Annotated in this window: 17 protein-coding genes; 6 read left to right on the forward strand and 11 right to left on the reverse strand. The window is 70.1% G+C overall.

Translation table 11 applies throughout. The features are described from left to right. Positions 1-22: 22 nt before the first annotated feature. From ACFXG1_RS04355 to ACFXG1_RS04380, 6 genes are all read right to left on the reverse strand, one after another. The gene (locus tag ACFXG1_RS04355; RefSeq protein WP_384740893.1) at positions 23-874 is read right to left on the reverse strand and encodes a S8 family serine peptidase; all 852 of its coding nucleotides are present in this window, start codon (positions 872-874) and stop codon (positions 23-25) included. Between the two features lie 4 nt (positions 875-878). Then, positions 879-1,199, reverse strand: coding sequence for a hypothetical protein (locus ACFXG1_RS04360; RefSeq protein WP_384714101.1), 321 nt, complete (start codon positions 1,197-1,199; stop codon positions 879-881). A 14-nt stretch (positions 1,200-1,213) separates the two neighbouring features. Continuing rightward, on the reverse strand, positions 1,214-2,059 hold the full coding sequence (locus tag ACFXG1_RS04365; protein ID WP_384714098.1) for a hypothetical protein: 846 nt from the start codon (positions 2,057-2,059) through the stop codon (positions 1,214-1,216). Positions 2,060-2,097: 38 nt separating this feature from the next. Beyond that, positions 2,098-2,307 (reverse strand): hypothetical protein, encoded by a 210-nt coding sequence (locus tag ACFXG1_RS04370; RefSeq protein ID WP_384740896.1) that lies wholly within the window; start codon positions 2,305-2,307, stop codon positions 2,098-2,100. Between the two features lie 137 nt (positions 2,308-2,444). Beyond that, a complete protein-coding gene (locus ACFXG1_RS04375; protein ID WP_384714092.1) occupies positions 2,445-2,804 on the reverse strand; it encodes a hypothetical protein in 360 nt (119 codons plus the stop codon). 242 nt (positions 2,805-3,046) lie between these two features. Then, positions 3,047-3,787: a DUF4097 family beta strand repeat-containing protein gene (locus ACFXG1_RS04380; protein WP_384714089.1), complete on the reverse strand. Its 741-nt coding sequence runs from the start codon at positions 3,785-3,787 to the stop codon at positions 3,047-3,049. A 257-nt stretch (positions 3,788-4,044) separates the two neighbouring features. Between ACFXG1_RS04380 and fabG the strand changes: the two genes are divergently transcribed. Then, positions 4,045-4,824, forward strand: a complete 780-nt coding sequence (gene fabG / locus ACFXG1_RS04385) for a 3-oxoacyl-ACP reductase FabG (protein WP_384714086.1) — start codon at positions 4,045-4,047, stop codon at positions 4,822-4,824. Positions 4,825-4,934: 110 nt separating this feature from the next. Here fabG and ACFXG1_RS04390 read toward each other — a convergent pair whose 3' ends face one another. After that, positions 4,935-5,522, reverse strand: a complete 588-nt coding sequence (locus ACFXG1_RS04390) for a dihydrofolate reductase family protein (RefSeq protein WP_384714084.1) — start codon at positions 5,520-5,522, stop codon at positions 4,935-4,937. A 735-nt stretch (positions 5,523-6,257) separates the two neighbouring features. Here ACFXG1_RS04390 and ACFXG1_RS04395 point away from each other — a divergent pair. From ACFXG1_RS04395 to ACFXG1_RS04410, 4 genes are all read left to right on the forward strand, one after another. Next, the gene (locus ACFXG1_RS04395) at positions 6,258-7,247 is read left to right on the forward strand and encodes an ABC transporter substrate-binding protein (RefSeq protein WP_384714081.1); all 990 of its coding nucleotides are present in this window, start codon (positions 6,258-6,260) and stop codon (positions 7,245-7,247) included. Positions 7,248-7,324: 77 nt separating this feature from the next. Beyond that, positions 7,325-8,287 (forward strand): ABC transporter permease, encoded by a 963-nt coding sequence (locus ACFXG1_RS04400; RefSeq protein ID WP_384714078.1) that lies wholly within the window; start codon positions 7,325-7,327, stop codon positions 8,285-8,287. Further along, entirely contained in the window at positions 8,280-9,305 is a 1,026-nt protein-coding gene (locus ACFXG1_RS04405) for an iron chelate uptake ABC transporter family permease subunit (protein WP_384714076.1), read from the forward strand. Before ACFXG1_RS04400 ends, ACFXG1_RS04405 begins: the two co-directional genes overlap by 8 nt. After that, complete coding sequence (locus ACFXG1_RS04410) at positions 9,302-10,060, forward strand: ABC transporter ATP-binding protein (RefSeq protein ID WP_384714073.1); 759 nt, start codon at positions 9,302-9,304, stop codon at positions 10,058-10,060. The genes ACFXG1_RS04405 and ACFXG1_RS04410 overlap by 4 nt, the downstream gene beginning before the upstream one ends. A 97-nt stretch (positions 10,061-10,157) precedes the next feature. Here the strand turns inward: ACFXG1_RS04410 and ACFXG1_RS04415 are convergent, their stop codons facing one another. Then, on the reverse strand, positions 10,158-10,733 hold the full coding sequence (locus ACFXG1_RS04415) for an EF-hand domain-containing protein (RefSeq protein ID WP_384740903.1): 576 nt from the start codon (positions 10,731-10,733) through the stop codon (positions 10,158-10,160). Between the two features lie 139 nt (positions 10,734-10,872). Next, a complete protein-coding gene (locus ACFXG1_RS04420; RefSeq protein ID WP_384716998.1) occupies positions 10,873-11,499 on the reverse strand; it encodes a hypothetical protein in 627 nt (208 codons plus the stop codon). 152 nt (positions 11,500-11,651) lie between these two features. Between ACFXG1_RS04420 and ACFXG1_RS04425 the strand changes: the two genes are divergently transcribed. After that, positions 11,652-12,857 (forward strand): RNA-guided endonuclease InsQ/TnpB family protein, encoded by a 1,206-nt coding sequence (locus ACFXG1_RS04425; protein WP_384716995.1) that lies wholly within the window; start codon positions 11,652-11,654, stop codon positions 12,855-12,857. 50 nt (positions 12,858-12,907) lie between these two features. On the opposite strand, the gene ACFXG1_RS04430 is transcribed toward ACFXG1_RS04425, so the two are convergent. Together ACFXG1_RS04430 and ACFXG1_RS04435 are read right to left on the reverse strand one after the other, a co-directional pair. Continuing rightward, entirely contained in the window at positions 12,908-15,193 is a 2,286-nt protein-coding gene (locus ACFXG1_RS04430; RefSeq protein WP_384716992.1) for a hypothetical protein, read from the reverse strand. Then, positions 15,194-15,712, reverse strand: a complete 519-nt coding sequence (locus ACFXG1_RS04435; RefSeq protein ID WP_384716989.1) for a hypothetical protein — start codon at positions 15,710-15,712, stop codon at positions 15,194-15,196. Positions 15,713-15,947 lie beyond the last annotated feature (235 nt).

A 15,947-nucleotide genomic window follows, 5' to 3' on the forward strand; every position in this document is an offset into this window, starting at 1 on the left:
CGCATCTAACCCATCTGAGGCCCTATGCCGACAGGTCGCGCAGTACGTCGTACGCGTACGCCGCGTCGAGCGGCGGGGGGACCACGGACGGCCGCCGCCCCGGTGGCCGGACCCGGGTGACGGCGTACCGCACGGCTTCGGCGGGCGCGCCGGGGAACAGGGACCACAGCAGGGCCACCGTCCCGGTGACGACGGGAGCGGCGGCGCTGGTGCCGGTGAGGGCGCCGGGGAGGACGGGGGCCGTCAGACCGTGGCGCCCGATCGCCCGGCCGAGGGTCGACGTCGGCAGAAGGCGGCCGTTTCCGTCCCGGGCGACGACGGGGATCACCCAGGGGTGGCGGACCAGCGGGGAGCCCCCGAGCCCGCCGTCGTTGCCCGCCGCCGCGACCACGACGACCCCGTGCCGCGCGGCCCGGTCCACGGCGGCCAGCAGCAGCCGGATGCCGGTATCGGTCGCCGTACGGCCGTATGCGACGGGCCCGAGCGCGAGGCTGATGTTCACCACCCGGGCACCCGCCGCCGCGATCTCGTCCAGGGCGGCGGCCAGTTCGGCGGGCGCGGCGGGCGGGGTGTCCACGCCCGCGACGGGGCGGACGAGAAACGCACAGCCGGGGCAGAGGCCGGGGACGGGAGCCGTGGGCCGGGCGGCGAGCGCCGCCGTGACCAGGGTGCCGTGACCGGGCGAAGGCCCCGGTTCGTCCGGTGCCGGGTCGGCGCCGGCGCCGATGACGCGGACGGACTGGAGCGCCAGACCGGGGTGGCCGAGGTCGACGGAGCCGTCGACCACCCCCACCACGACGGCCGGATGCCCGGCCGGACGCGCCGTCACCGCGCCCGGCCGGACCCGATTCCAGGGGTTGCGGGCGGCCGCCACCGGATCACGGACAGGTGGGCTTGATCAGCCGGGGCGGCGAGGTGCTCTCCGTACCGTCGCACTCCCGGCACTTGGTGACGGCGACGGTCGCCCCGTCCTCGTCGCAGTAGGTCACATCGTGGCAGTCCGGTGTGCACGGCGGACGCATGCAGTCGTCGACACACGGCCCCTGGCACCGCTGGCTGCAGGCGGCCGGATCGTACTTGTGCTGGCACTGCGACCGGCAGATGACACGGCACTCGTCCGAGCAGGTGCCGTAGGAGACCTGGGCGGGGAAGACGCCGTAGCCGACGCTCGATCCCGCGGTGAATCCCGGGAGGTTCATGAGATCACCCCTTCTCAGAGGCTCGGCCCGAGACGGTTCAGCAGATAGGGATTCATGTACTGGGTGGCGACGAGGACCGAGTACTTCTCCGTGATGTCGGTGGCGCGGCTGGTGTACGACACGACGAAGTCCATCACGCCCCGGTCGCCGCCGACCGCCGCCGGGGAGACGTCGATCGAGGTCAGCGCGTAGTCGTCGGCGAAAGCCTCGAAGGTCTTGAGATAGACGGCCTCGTACCGGCAGGCCACATAGTTCGCGGCGCGGTCCATGGGGGTCGCGCCCGCGTTCTCCGTGATCTGGAGGATCTTGGTCAGTACCGTGTCGGCCGTGGCCCGGAAGCGCTTGGCCGTCATGCCATCGGGCTTCCTGATCGCCTTGAAGAGGGTCGGGCGGTCGAAGGAGTAGAGCTGGTGGAACTCCACGACGGGCAGGGAACCGGCACAGGATCCGGTCGCCTGAGGTCCCCGTACCCCGATCACCACATCGAGATCGAGCGGTGAGGGTTCGGGCCGGAGGGCGCCGATCAGTTTCGCGTAGTCCTCCGTGAACCGGGGGACGACCGTATAGGTCTCCACGCCCTGGATGTCGAGGAAGAACTGCATCTGCCGGGCCAGATAACGGTTCTCGGGGCGTCCGATGACCTGGCGCAGCGCCTCGTCGTCCGTCCGTCCCCTGGTGTCCGAGCCATGGGCGATCTGGGCGAACTCCTTCTCGACGCCGGGGTCGGGGAAGCGGCAGCCGATCCGGCCGATGGCGAAGACATACGCGTCGTGACGGTGCTCGTGACGGTGCTCCCCGGGCTCCGGGGGCGGGGCCGCCGCCTCCCGTATGTCCCCCGGTATGACGGCTTCGTCGCTCATGAGTGGCTCCCGGTGTCCGTCGGCAGGCCGCCCCCCAGTCAGCGGCGCCGCTTGGAGAAGGTGACCCATTCGTTCATCCGCCGGGCCCGGCGGGAACAGCCGCCGCACGGGCGTACGCCCACGGCGCTCGTCGCCCGGCCGACCAGATCCCCCAGGCCGATCGCGTCCTCGTGGACGAACCCGGGGAGACGGACGTCGTGGCTGGCCCGCCCCTCGCGCTCGTCGTGTTCGTCGCGCTCCCGGCCCATGTCGGACGCTCCTGACGTCGGCCGTTCCAGGCCGAAAGAAAGGACCTCGCCCTTTCATTCTCCGCCGCGTGACAACGCCCCGCATCCGGAGGGAATGCGGGGCGTCGCGGGTGTCCGGGTCCTGCCGGGTGTGTCCGTCAGGGGACGTAGCCGACGAAGTCGAACGACAGATAGGGGGTGCTCGGGCCGGTCCACGAGTAGCCCGGATCGAGAATGGCGTCGGGCGCGCCCTCGCACGCGGCGCTGTACCGGTAGAGGTAGACCTTCATTCCGGTGTGGTTGTAGCCCTTCACCGCGCCGTCGGGCGTCGGGTAGCAGAAGTACGTGTCCGGGTTGGGGATGTCGTACTCCCGGTCGTACTGGTCCCAGTACGAGACGTAGCAGGTCTCGCCGGGATTGCAGGTGGGTGCCGCCTGAGCCGTACCGGACAGCCCGGGAAGACCCAGACCGAGCCCGAGGGCCGCCGCGATGGTGAACGCTGCCTTCCGGTGCCACATGACAGAACTCCTCTCACCGGAATTCCCCCGCTTCGCCTCGGTCAGGATGGCACCCGGCACCCCCTGCCGCGCTCGCCGGAGGCCGTGACCCTCCGGTCACGCGACCGCCCGGAATCCGTGCCCCGGCAGGGCTGGAAGCCCCGCCGGAGCCCGGTGGTGCTGTCGTCCAGGGGAGTGACGGGCGGCTCTCCGGCCGCTGGCGCCTCTCCGGCCGCCGGGGCCTTTCCGGCCGCCGGGGCGGGTCAGGAGTCCCTGAGGGTGATGTCGCCGTCCTTCGTCTTCAGCGTGATCTTGTGGCGTCCGCGCGGATCGTGCGCGATATCGACGTTCTTGTCGCCGCCGTCGGACGCGACGGCCACCTGGTAGCGCGCCTTCGGCACCCGCAGACTGATCCGGCCGCCGTCCGTCGTGGCCGTCACGCTCGCCGGGGTGCGTACCGTCAGATGGACCGTGCCGTCGCCCGCGGCGGCCGTGATCCGGTTGCCCTGGATGTTCCGTCCGGTGATCCGGCCCTTGGAGGTCTTCACCTCGACCGCGCCCTTGACCCCGTTCATCTCGATCCGGCCCGACTTCGTGGTCACCTTGACCGCGCCGACCCGGGAGAGCTTGACCGTGCCCTTGGACATCTCGCCCCGGACGGGGGTGCCCTCGGGGACCTCGACCTCGTACTCGACCGAGCAGTCACGGCCGCAGCCGCCGAGGACCAGTACCCCGTTCTCGATCCGGTGCGTGGGCTTCTTCGGGCGGTCGTCGCGGTACTCCACCCGGCGTTCGAGGGTGAGGCTCCGGGTGCCCGACGTCCCCTTGACCGTGACATCGGCGCCGGTGTCGTCCAGCAGGACGGAGGTGATCTTCCCGGAGAGCGCGCTGTTGTCGTCGAAGGAGTCCCCGTTGAGTCCGCATCCCGAGGCCCCGGCCACCAAGGCCACCACGAGCCCGGCCACCGCCACCATCCCCGGCCGGCGGAGTTGCCGACGCCGCATGTACGCCCCCTGATCCCTCGACAGCCCAACGGGCCCGCGCCCACGGCTCGTTCACCACGACGCTACCGTGCCCGCGCCTCGCCGACCATGGGGCGGGTCATCGGGTCGCCGGGTCGGGTCCCAGTGCGCGGCACCGGCTCTTTTCGGTCGGTCCGCCCTGTTCCCGGCCGGGATCGGGGCCGGGGCCGTACGGTGATGATCATGGTTGTGTCCATCGCGGCGGACGCGTGGACCATCGAGAGGGAGCGTGGGAGCGGATGACCGGTACCGACTGGCGTCAGAGGTCCGTGGTGGTGACGGGGGCGACCCGGGGGATCGGGCGGGGCATCGCGGAGCTGTTCGCGGCCCGTGGGGCGGCCGTCGCCCTGACCGGGCGGGACGAAGGGGTCGCCCGGGAGGCCGCCGGTGAACTCTCCGCCGCGACCGGCGGGCGGGTGACCGGTCTCGGGCTCGATCTGCGGGACCCGGACGCCATGGAGGCGCTGGCCGAGGAAGTCGAACGGCGGCACGGGCACGTGGACGTGGTGTGCGCCAACGCCGGGATCTTTCCCGGGAAGCCGTTGCGGGAGATGACGGCCGCCGACGTGGACGAGGTCCTGGCCGTGAACCTGCGCGGGTCGATCCTGGTGACGAAGGCGTTCCTGCCCGCCATGGAACGCGCCGGACACGGCCGGGTCGTCCTGACCTCCTCCATCACCGGACCCGTCACCGGCTACCCCGGCTGGTCCCACTACGGGGCGAGCAAGGCCGGGCAGCTCGGGTTCGTACGGAGCGCGGCGCTGGAGCTGGCGAAGGCCGGGATCACCGTCAACGCCGTACTGCCCGGCAATGTGCGGACCGAGGGACTGGCAGGACTTGGGGAGGAGTACCTGGAGCGGATGGTCGCCGCGATTCCGGCCGGCCGGGTCGGCGAGACCGCCGATATCGCGCACGCGGTGATGTTCCTCGCCTCCGACGAGGCCTCGTTCATCACCGGCCAGACGCTCACCGTCGACGGCGGTCAGACGCTCCCCGAGTCCCTCGACGGCCTCGGCTGATCCAAGGGGGCGGGACCGGCGGGTCCGGGGTCCGGGTCCGGGGCGCGGGGTCCGGGTCCGGGTCGCGGGAAGAACCACACCGTCGCGCCCGGCGGCGGGCGCGGACGGACTCAGATGTGGAGGGCGGGCCGGTAGACGAGTTCCTGGATACGGCCGTCGAGGGTCCGGTGTTCGAGCAGTTCGAGATCGAAGTCGGCGGCGCCCCGGAAGACCGGGGCCGTACCGGTCAGTCCGGTGAGGACCGGGAAGATCGTCACCTGGACGCGGTCGACCAGCCCGGCGGCCATCAGCGCCCGGTTCATCGACAGGCTGCCGTGCGAGCGCAGTGGCACCGGGGACTCCTCCTTGAGCCGGGCGACGACGTCGACGGCGTCCCCGCGGGCGACGCTCGCCTTTCCCGGCCAGTCGAGCGGCTCGTCCAGGGTCGTCGAGACCACCGTCGCCGGCAGGCTCGTCATCCGGGTGACCCAGGGGTCGCCCACGGCGGTCTCCCCGGTCTCCGGGTCCAGCAGGCGGACGAACTCCCGGTAGGTGTTGGCCCCGAAGACCATCCGCTGGTCCGCGCCGAACTGGGCGAGACGGTGGTCGAGGAGTTCGGGGCCCTGCTTGCCCCAGTAGCCGCCCCAGTCCCCGCCGCCGCCGTAGGAGCCGAAGCCGTCCAGGCTGGAGAAGACGTCGAAGGTGTACGTGGCGGTCATGGTGAGCTCCTCGGGTGCGGCTGATCGTCTCTCGCGGTAACGGTTCCCGCAGTACGGACCCGGCGCCCCGGCGGAACTCATCGGTCCCGCGCGCCCCGGCCACCGATCCGGCGGGTGCGGGCCGCGCGGTGGGGTACCCGTGGGGCGTACGGAACCGGTGAGGACGCCGTCCGCGAGGACCGCGGGCGGGCAACGACGCCGGGAGGTGGGCCGAGTATGCGGATACGGCCGGGAAGACGCTCGGGGCGCCTGCGGGGCCCGTGGCCGCGGTGGACGCTCCTGCTGCTGCGGAGATGGGTGTGGTGGCTGTGGGTCCTCCGCGGGCTCCGGTACTGGCGGCGCCGGTCGCGTACCGCGAGAGCGCGCAGACGCCGCGCACACCGCTCACGCCACGCACGCCGCGCACACCGCTCACGCCACGCACACCACGCACACTGCTCACGCCACGCACACCGCGCACGCCGCCGGGGCTGACCCCGTCCCGCCGTGTGATCGCCGTCGTGGCCGAAAACGTATGGGTCCCCTACGGCGCCGGAGACGGGTCCGCCCCCGGCACCGGCGCTGCTCCCGGCGCTGCCAACCGGGCGCTCCCGGGCTGGACGTATGCCGATTTGATACGCAACCCACGGTCAAGAAGGGCTAAAAGTTAGGTTAGGCTAAGCAAAGCAGTGCGTCTTCGCAGCCCCATCGCCGCCCGGCGTCGGGGCTGCCTGTCCGTCCGAGGAGTCGTCCGTCGTGCGTACCGTCCGTTTCCGCAAGAGCGTCGTTGTGACCAGTACGGTCCTGTGCGCCGGTCTGGTGCTCAGCGCCTGTGGCAAGTCCGATGAGAAGTCGGATTCGGCCAAGAGCCAGGGCGAGGTCACCATCACGACCGCCAAGGGTGAGATGAAGGTCCCGCTCAAGCCCGCCCGTGTCGCCGCGCTCGACAACACCTCCTTCCTCACGCTGAAGGCGTTCGGCATCAAGCCGGTCGCCGTGCCGAAGGGGCTGCTGCCGAACGAGGGCTTCGACGACTGGAAGAACGACTCCTCCATCAAGGACGTCGGCACCCACCGCGAGCCCAAGTTCGAGGCCCTGAACGCGAGCGCGCCCGACCTGATCGTCGGTGGCTACCGCTTCACCGACCACCACGCCAAGCTGGCCAAGATCGCCAAGACGATCGACGTGGCCCCGTCCGACGAGGCCAAGGGCGGCTACGTCAACGCCCTCAAGTCCCAGACGGAGACGCTCGGCAAGGTCTTCGGCCAGGACGCCAAGGCCAAGGAGATCGTCGGCGCCCTCACCAAGGCCGAGCAGGACGCCGTCAAGTCCACCAACGGCGAGAAGGTCTTCCTCGCCGTCGCCAGCGCCGGCAAGGTCGACAACGGCGCCAGCCGGATCGGCCGCCTCGCCCAGCCGCTGAACCTGAAGAACGTCCTCAGCGCCGGCGACGAGGACAGCACCTCCGTGCACAACGACTCCGGGCTCGCCCCCGAGACGATCGCCAAGCTCAACCCCGACTGGATGATCGTCCTCGACCGCGACGCCGCCGTGGGCGCCAAGGAGGGCACCGAGGCCGTCGCCGCGAAGAAGGTCATCGAGGGCATGGACGCCTGGGACAAGACCACGTTCCGCACCAAGGACCAGGTCATCTACCTGGACAACGACTTCTACCTGACCGAGGGCATCCAGGCGTACACCGACGCCTTCGGCCAGGTCGCGACCGCCTTCAACGCCGCCGGCTGATCCCTTCCACGCCGTACGCCCCGGCCCCCGACAAGGGGCCGGGGCGGCCGCGCACCTCCACCCGTACCGGAAGCCCGATGCGCCGAATACCCCTGCTGCTGGCCACGCTCGGTGTCCTCGCCCTGGTCACCACGTCCCTCTTCGTCGGCGGCTACGACATCGACCTGCGCGGTCTCTTCACCGACCCCGACGAACGCGAGATGTTCTTCATCTCCCGGGTGCCGCGAACCCTCGCCCTCGTCCTGGCGGCGGCCGCGATGGCCGTCTCCGGTGTGATCATGCAGATGCTGGTCCAGAACCGCTTCGTGGAGCCGACGACCACCGGCACCAGCGAGTGGGCCGCCCTCGGCATCCTGCTCCTCACCCTGTTCACCCCGGCCGCCTCGCCCCTGGTGAAGATGGCCACCGCCAGCGCCTTCGCCTTCGCCGGAGCCCTCGTCTTTCTGATCGTGCTGGGCCGGATCGCGCTCAAGTCCCAGGTCATCGTGCCGATCGTCGGCATCATGCTGGGCGCGCTGGTCGGCTCGGTGACCCTCTACATCGCCTCGTCGGAGAATCTGCTCCAGATGCTCGCCACCTGGCGCTCCGGCGGATTCAGCTCCATCGTCCGCGGCAACTACGAACCCCTGTGGGTGGTCGGCGCCATCGTCGTCGGGCTGTACTTCCTCGCCGACCGGTTCACCATCGCCGGCCTCGGCCGGGACACGGCCACCAGCCTGGGGCTCCCGTACCGCCGGATCCTCTTCACCGGTCTGGTGATGGTCGCCCTGGCCACCGGCGTGACCACCGTCGTCGTCGGCTTCATCCCGTTCCTCGGGCTGATCGTCCCCAACCTGGTCTCGATGGCGCGCGGCGACGACGTCCGCGCCAATCTGCCGTGGGTGGTGCTCTCCAGTGTGGCGCTGATGATCGCCTGCGATCTCGTCGGGCGGACCGTCGTCTTCCCGCTGGAGATCCCGGCGACGGTGGTACTCGGCGCCGTCGGCGCGATCGTGTTCGTCGCGATGATTCTGCGTCAGCGGGAGAAGATGCATGTCTGAGACCACAGCGCCCACCGCGCCCACCGCGGCCCCGGCCGCCGCGAAGGCCGCCGCCCCGGGCCGCCGCAAGCTCCCGCCGGTCGCGCGGATCGCCGTCGCGGCCGCCCTCACCGCCGCCGCCGCGCTCTGCTATCTCTTCCTCTTCATCGAGGGCTCGTTCGACTTCGCCTTCGAGCGGCGGCTCATGGTCTTCTGGACCATGGCCGTGGTGGCGTTCTGCCACGCCGTGGGCACGGTGGTCTTCCAGACCATCACCCACAACCGGATCCTGACCCCGTCGATCATGGGCTTCGACGCGGTCTACATCCTGATGCAGACCCTGATGGTGGCCTTTTTCGGCGGCGGTGTGCTCGCCGTCACCGACGGCATGCCGAAGCTGATCACCCAGACCCTGCTGATGGTCGGCTTCACCATGCTGCTCTTCCGCTGGCTCTTCTCCGGCCGCAACGGCAGCCTCCATGTGCTGCTGCTGGTCGGAGTGGTGCTCGGCCTCGCCTTCCGCAGCCTGTCGGACTTCCTCCAGCGGCTGCTGTCACCCGCCGAGTTCGATGTGCTGTCGGCCCGGCTCTTCGGCCGCCTCACCAGCGCCGAACCGGCGTATCTGCCGGTGGCGACCGTGGTCTGTGTGGCCGTCGGCATCGTCGTCGTCCAGCGCTGCTACCGGCTCGACGCCCTGCTCCTCGGCCGCGACACCGCCACCAACCTCGGCATCTCCCACAAGCGCGAGCTGACGGTGATGCTGCTGATGGTCTCCCTGCTGATCGCGATGGCCACGGCGCTCGCCGGACCGATGACCTTCTTCGGCTTCGTCACCGCGATCCTCGCCCACCAGATGGCGGGCACCCACCGGCATATCGTCGTCCTCCCCCTGGCATTCCTGATCGGCATGCTCACCCTGGTCGGCGGCCAGTTCGTGATGGAACACGTCTTCTACGCCTCCGGCATGCTCACCGTCGTCATCGAGTTCCTCGGCGGGGCGGTCTTCCTCCTCCATCTCCTCCGGAAGGGCACCCTGTGATCGAGTTCACCGACATCAGCAAGTCGTACGGCGACCACACCGTGCTCGGACCGGTCTCCGGGACCATCCCGGCGGGCGGTGTGACCTCCCTCGTCGGCCCGAACGGCGCCGGGAAGTCCACCCTGCTGACCATCATCGGCAGGCTCGCCGAACCGACCTCGGGGACGGTCACCGTCGACGGCGTCGACGTCCACCGGGCCAAGTCCCGCGACGTGGCCCGGATCCTGTCCGTCCTCCGCCAGGAGAACCACTTCACCGCCCGGGTCACCGTCCGCGAACTGGTCTCCTTCGGCCGCTTCCCGCACAGCCGGGGCCGGCTCACCAAGGACGACATCGCCAAGGTCGACGAGTCCCTCGACTTCCTGCACCTCGGCGACCTCCAGCACCGCTATCTCGACCAGCTCTCCGGCGGCCAGCGCCAGCGCGCCTATGTCGCGATGGTGCTCGCCCAGGACACCCGCTACGTCCTGCTCGACGAGCCGCTCAACAACCTGGACATGAAGCACTCCGTCCGGATGATGAGCCAGCTCCGCAGGGCCGCCGACGAACTGGGCAAGACCGTCGTCCTGATCGTGCACGACATCAACTTCGCCGCCACCTACTCGGACCATGTCATCGCCCTGCGCGACGGGAAGATCGCGGCGTCCGACACGGTCGACGCGATGATGCGGGCCGAGATCCTCACCGAGGTGTTCGACACCCCGGTACGGATCCACGAGATCGACGGCAGGCGGACCGCGGTCTACTACCGCTGAACCGGCCCGGTTTCCACGACGGACGACGGCCCGGCGGTACACCGCCGGGCCGTCGCTCTTTCCCGCTCTTTCCCGTCCTTTCCGCCCTCTTCCGCTCTCAGTGGTCGAGCGGTCCCAGCAGCCAGCCGCCGGGCCCGTGCGGATCGTCGTCGAAGTAGTACGCCCGGATCGCCTCCAACAGGTCGTCCCGGCCGATCAGCCCGTCCCCGTCGGTGTCGAGCCGCCCGAAGACCTCCCGCGCGTCGGGCTCCGGAAGACCCATCAGGGCCCCCGTCCACCGCACCTGCTCGCCCCGGGTCAGCCTGCCGTCGCCGTCCTCGTCGACCACGTCCATCAGCGCGTCGAGGAAGGGCCGGTACGCCCCGTCGAACGACGCGGGCGTCACCAGAAGACCGGCCGCGAAGGCCGCCGTGTACTCCTCCTCGGTGATCCGGCCGTCCCCGTCCCGGTCGGCGTTCCCCGCCAGGTGCTCCCACAGCCCCAGACTCAGTACCCGCACCCGGCCCAGCGCCGCGCAGTCCGGCGCCCGGCCGAACGCCGCCCCCAGCCGGTCGACGGCCGCCTCGAAGTCGCCGCGCTCCACGAAGCCGTCGCCGTCGGTGTCGTACGTCGCGAATCTGCGCGCGAGCCGCCGCCGCAGAAACGCATCCGTGTGCTCCGTCGCGTGCCCCATCCGTCGCTCCCCTCAACCGGACCGCCGGACGCCCTCGCGCCGGCGGCCCGTCCTTCCTACCGCGAACGCGGACGCTCCGGGACCGGAACGGCCGCGTTCGCGTACCTCGTCGCCTCGTCGCCGTACCGCTGAGGACGGCTCAGGACGGCAGTCCCGCCGGTACGTCGCAGTCCGCGTCCCGGTGGCTCTGGCGGGCCATCGCGAGCGCCAGGTCCTGGGCCGCCTTCCGGGCCTCCTCGGTGTCCTTCGGACGTACGCCCGCCGGGAGCCGGACCGTCACCCCCAGACTGCGCGCGCCTTCGGGGGACTGGTTCGTGGGCGCGCACGGCACCAGGATCGCCGCGGCCCGGCCGGACGAGCGGCCGGTGTCCGCCGGGCCGAAGTTCCGGATCTGCCCGTCCGGGTAGTCCCTGGCCCGGACGGTGGAGAACCATCCCGCGACGGGTTCGGTGGCCACCATCTCGGTATGGGCGACGAGGACGAGCCTCTTGTCGCCGTCCTGGATCCGGCAGGCCGTGGCGTAGCCGTCGGACTTCCGGACCCGGCGCTCCGCCGTCTCGGCCTCGAAGCGGTACGCCCCCCGGCCCGGAAGGACCTCGTTCAGAGTCTTCGCGGCCCGCTCGCCGGGCCCGAGCTGGGCGCAGACCCGGTCCGCCGCGACGGCGGCGGTGCCGTCGTCGGACGAGGGCGCCCCGACGGCCCAGTAGACGACGCCGCCCACCACCAGGGCGGTGGCGGCGGCCACCGCGATCACACTCTTGCGCATCTCGTCACCTGATTTTTCCCAGGAGGCCCCGGCCTTCAGGCCGGGGAGGAATGGGTTCTTGGAGCGGAGCCGCGAAGCGGCGGGGTTCGTTGCGCATCTGTTCTGACCTGCACTCTCTTTCGTTGTCAGTGGCGGTTGTTAGGTTCTGGGGCATGGTGACTGCAGCGTTGGCCGATGAAGTGGCCGGGTACGCCCGGTACACTTATCGGCTGCGTCCGTCGTCCACCGCCCGTACCGCTTTGGAGGCGGAGTGGGGGCGCTGTCGCTGGGTGTGGAACGAGTGCGTGGCGATGTCCCGCAAGGTCCACAGGCTCAGCCGTGCGGCTGGGGAGAAGGCGACGTGCGGCCCGGCGCGGCTCGACAAGATGCTTACTGGGGCGCGTCGTTCGATGTCCTGGCTGCGCGGGGGCTCCAGCGTTCCGCAGCAGCAGATCGTCCGGGACTTCGCCAGGTCCCGTGCCAGGGCGCTCAGGGACATCGGGGCGAGACTCCCGGTGCGGCGGCGGGCCGGGATGCCGAAGCCGAAGAGGAAGCGTGAAGCCGTGCCGTCGCTGAACTACACGATCCGGGGCTTCCGGATCAGGGACGGACGGCTGTACCTGGCAGGCGGGATCACCCTGACCGTGGTGTGGTCGCGGGATCTGCCCAAGCCGCCGTCCAGCGTGCGCGTGTACCGCGACAGCCTCGGGCACTGGTACGCGTCCTTCGTCGTTCCCGCCGTGACCCAGGCCCTGCCGGAAACCGGCGCGGTGATCGGGGTCGACTGGGGCGTGAAGGAGACCGCGACCACCACCAGCAACGCCCACGACCTCCCCCACACCCGGTACGGCAGGAAGGGTGCCGCGAAGCTGGCGCACTACCAGCGGATGACGGCCCGGCGCCGGACCCCGAAGAACCGGCCCGACACCAAGGGATACAAGAAGGCCCGCAGGGCGGCGGCGAAGGTGTCGAAGAAGATCGCCCGCCGGCGGCAGGACACCGGACGCAAGTGGGCCAAGCGGCTCGTACGCGACTTCGACCACCTCGCCGTCGAGGACTTCAAACCGAAGTTCCTCGCGAAGACCACCATGGCCCGCAAAGCGGCCGACGCCGCGATCGGCGCCACCAAGACGTCCCTGATCGAGATGGCCCGCAAGCACGGCAGGACCGTGCACCTCGTCAACCCCGCACACACCACCATGGACTGCGCACACTGCGGAGCGAGAGCCAAGCACCGCCTCCCCCTCTCCGAGAGAACGTACACGTGCACCGCCTGCGGAACCGTGTCCCCCAGGGACAAGAACTCCGCCCGCGTGATGCTCGTCCGGGCTGGTCTCAACCCGGCTAGTGCTGATCTTGTAAGCCCTGCCACCCGCTAGGTGCCAGGCAAAGTGAGCTAGGAATCCCCCTCCTTCAAGAGGGAGAGGTTTCAATTCTCCGTGTCCAGGGTCCTGGGGACGGCCTCGCCGTCGATGTGGTTCTTCACATTCGTCGTCGCGTGGTCGAAGCCCCGCTCGGCGGCGGCGGCGATGGTCCGCTCCAGCTCCGGGTTGGGGTTCTTCGCGGTCTCGCCGGCGGCGGCGGCCTCCCGCTCCAGCAGCCGGTAGGTGTCGTCGTGGGTGGAGTCCCACTTCTGGCCGTTCCGGTAGAGCACGTCGTCCGTGCTGTCCTTCTTCATACCGTCGGTGATCGAGCTGATCGCCGTCTCGGCGAAGGTGCCCGCGAGTTCGCCCGCGACGATGGCGCCGGGACCGGCGGTCGGCGCCACCATCAGACCGATACCGGTACCGGCGAGGGCGCCGCCCCAGGTACTGGCCGCGTCCAGGGCGCCGTTGTACTCGGCGTCGCTCGCACCGCCCCGCACCTCGGCCTCGTAGGCGCGACCGCCGCCGAGGATGCCCTGCACCTCGCCCATGACCTCGGCGGACCGCAGGGAGGCCGTGACGCCCTTGTCGTCCTTGATGAAGGCGTCCGGGTTGGCCGCGTGGTATTCGAGCAGGTTGGAGGTGTAGTTGTGCTGGCCGAGGGTGACCGCCGCATAGCCCTCGGGGTTGCGGCCCAGGGCGTACAGGAAGCGGGTCGCGTCGCCCTGGTCGAGATCGGCGGTCGCGCCGGGCGCGATGAAGACATCCGCCTCGCCCTTCTCGCCGGCGCTGAACGAGCGGTTGATGTCGGGCATGTACTCGGCGGTCATCTGGCCGAAGCTGTCCGACATATAGCCGTTCTTGAGGAGGCGGTCGGGGTTGTCCGACACCGACTCCACGACGTTCTTGTAGAGCGACGCCTGCTCGGGGGAGTGGGCCACGGTCTCCGACGTCGGCAGCTCGCCCGCCGGGTGGCCGGTCGTCGCGGCCTCCAGGGCGGCGGCGAGATAGTTCTTGCCCGAGATGCTCTGCTCGCCCTCGGAGTCCTCCTCCCGCATCCAGTCCCGCTCCTCGAAGAGGTACTGGAAGTTGGTGAGGTCGACATGGCCCTTCTTGCCGTCGTCGTCGGTGTCGCGCTTGAAGGGGTTGCCTTCGGCGTCCTTGTCGATGAACTCCGCGTTGAAGAACGCGGTCGCCGCGTCGGGGCTGTTGGAGAGCGCCTTCATATAGCCGGTCATCGGGTCGAAGCCGAAGTCCGTGCCGGTGGAGTTGAGGTGCGGCCAGAGCCCGCCGCCGTGGTAGCCCCAGATCTGTTCGGGCCGCCGGCCGTCGCGTACGCCCTCCTGCTCCTTGGCCATCATCCCCGTGCCGTAGCTGTTGAGGAAGTCGTCGTCGAAGTCGCCCGCGCGCATGAGGTTGCTCATCACCACATAGCCGGAGAGCCCGTTGAGGGCGCCGACCGGTTTCTCGACCGCGATCAGCATGTCCGTCTTCCAGGCCTTCATCTCGGGGGAGTGGCTCTGGGTGGCGTTGGCGAGTGTCAGGCTCAGGTTCTTCTGCAGCTCGTCGTACTGGTCGAGACGCTTGCCGTCGGCCGGGTAGTCCCGGGCGTTGGGGTCGTTGAGCTTGGCCCAGAAGTCGAGGGTGCCCTGCGCGCCGAGCTGCCGCGCGAACGTCTCCGCGAAGAGGCTGTCGCCGTTGTACTGGCCGAGCCCGGCGTTCAGCCGGTCGAACTCCTCGGCGGTCAGCTTGCTCGGGTCCTTCTTCGCCAGGGCGGCCAGTTCCTCGGCCTTCTTGACGGCGTTCGCCGCCTGGTCCCGGTCCTTGTACGAGGATTCGCCGAAGCCCTTCTCGGCCTGTCCGGCCAGGGTGCGCAGCACGCGCGCCGCGGTGCTGTCGCTCTCGGTGGCCTTGGAGACGATCCCCTGGATCCGGTCGCGCACCCCGTCGACGTCGCCCTGCTTGACGTCCTTCCCCGCGTCGCCGTCGGCGGCCCGGACGAGGAAACCGGCGCCGTCGGGGCGGACCGAGATATTGCGGCGCTGGGCCGCGGCTATCGCTTCGTCCAGTTCGCCCTTGAAGCCGCGCAGCTCGGCCGCGGTGTCCTTGAGGATATTGCGGATGGACTCGGCCTGGGTGTGGGCGTCGGCGAACTCGCCGACGGTCTTGCCGATGAACTTCCGGGAGACCTCCGAGTTCACCCCCCGCCAGTCGGCGCCGTAGGCGGTGGCCTTCAGCCCCTCGTTGGCGGCCGTGTCGATGTTCTTCAGATTCTTGACGAGGGTGCTCCAGTCGGTCACCGCCGAGTCGAGCTTGCTGAAGTTGGCGTCGAGAAGTGCGGAGAAGTCCATCTACTTGTCGTCCTTCTTCTTCTCGTCGCCGTCGCCGTAGACCTCGTTGCGTTTGCCGGGCGGGCCGACCCGCTCGTCGAAACCGGATTCGAGCGCGGCGATACCGCTCATCTCGCGCTGGATGAAGACCTCGTCACCGGCGTGGGCGTTCTTGGTGAAGTCCATGTGGTTGGAGATATGGGCGCAGGCGTCCATCAGATCCGCGAGCGACGAGGACCATTTGATACTCACATGCGTCAGCGCGCCGCCGAGATCGAAGCCCTGGGACGAGAGGTCCGTCCCCGCCGAGTCGGTGGTCTTCTCGGCCACCCGGCCCTCGTTCCACAACCGGTTGTACAGCCCGAAGGCCTGGTCGCCGACCTTGGCCAGATGCTGTTGGTCGACCTTGAGGTCGCCCTGGCTGTTCGTGGACAGCGTCTTGCCGTCGCCGGGCTCGTCGGGCACCCGGTTCAACTGCATCTGGGTCGACTGCCGCTCGACTGCGTCCGACTTCAGCTGTTCCCATTCGTCCCACGCCATGGCGGGATCCCCTCCCGTTTGGTTCTGCACATGCCGTCGGCGGACCGCGATGGCCGGATCCCGCCCCCGCCGCCCTCACCGCCCGTGCCCTACGGCAGCGGGTTCCGGCCAGGGCCGGGGGTTCGCCGATCATCCGGGCCCGTCGACGGGCCCATTCTGCTACGCGTCGCCGTAGTACTCGCGCATCCGTGTGCGGGAAGTGGGGAGGTTGCATGGCCGCGCGGCCGGACCGGTG

This window comes from Streptomyces sp. NPDC059248 (assembly GCF_042753905.1).
Lineage (GTDB): Bacteria > Actinomycetota > Actinomycetes > Streptomycetales > Streptomycetaceae > Streptomyces.

Bases quoted from the DNA above. Each gene is read 5' to 3' on its own strand.
- ACFXG1_RS04390 (WP_384714084.1), bottom strand. From the start codon at position 5,522: ATGACCGCCACGTACACCTTCGACGTCTTCTCCAGCCTGGACGGCTTC.
- ACFXG1_RS04365 (WP_384714098.1), bottom strand. From the start codon at position 2,059: ATGAGCGACGAAGCCGTCATACCGGGGGACATACGGGAGGCGGCGGCC.
- ACFXG1_RS04405 (WP_384714076.1), top strand. From the start codon at position 8,280: ATGTCTGAGACCACAGCGCCCACCGCGCCCACCGCGGCCCCGGCCGCC.
- fabG (WP_384714086.1), top strand. From the start codon at position 4,045: ATGACCGGTACCGACTGGCGTCAGAGGTCCGTGGTGGTGACGGGGGCG.
- ACFXG1_RS04380 (WP_384714089.1), bottom strand. From the start codon at position 3,787: ATGCGGCGTCGGCAACTCCGCCGGCCGGGGATGGTGGCGGTGGCCGGG.
- ACFXG1_RS04420 (WP_384716998.1), bottom strand. From the start codon at position 11,499: ATGCGCAAGAGTGTGATCGCGGTGGCCGCCGCCACCGCCCTGGTGGTG.
- ACFXG1_RS04360 (WP_384714101.1), bottom strand. From the start codon at position 1,199: ATGAACCTCCCGGGATTCACCGCGGGATCGAGCGTCGGCTACGGCGTC.
- ACFXG1_RS04375 (WP_384714092.1), bottom strand. From the start codon at position 2,804: ATGTGGCACCGGAAGGCAGCGTTCACCATCGCGGCGGCCCTCGGGCTC.
- ACFXG1_RS04370 (WP_384740896.1), bottom strand. From the start codon at position 2,307: ATGGGCCGGGAGCGCGACGAACACGACGAGCGCGAGGGGCGGGCCAGC.
- ACFXG1_RS04400 (WP_384714078.1), top strand. From the start codon at position 7,325: ATGCGCCGAATACCCCTGCTGCTGGCCACGCTCGGTGTCCTCGCCCTG.
- ACFXG1_RS04415 (WP_384740903.1), bottom strand. From the start codon at position 10,733: ATGGGGCACGCGACGGAGCACACGGATGCGTTTCTGCGGCGGCGGCTC.
- ACFXG1_RS04425 (WP_384716995.1), top strand. From the start codon at position 11,652: ATGGTGACTGCAGCGTTGGCCGATGAAGTGGCCGGGTACGCCCGGTAC.
- ACFXG1_RS04435 (WP_384716989.1), bottom strand. From the start codon at position 15,712: ATGGCGTGGGACGAATGGGAACAGCTGAAGTCGGACGCAGTCGAGCGG.
- ACFXG1_RS04430 (WP_384716992.1), bottom strand. From the start codon at position 15,193: ATGGACTTCTCCGCACTTCTCGACGCCAACTTCAGCAAGCTCGACTCG.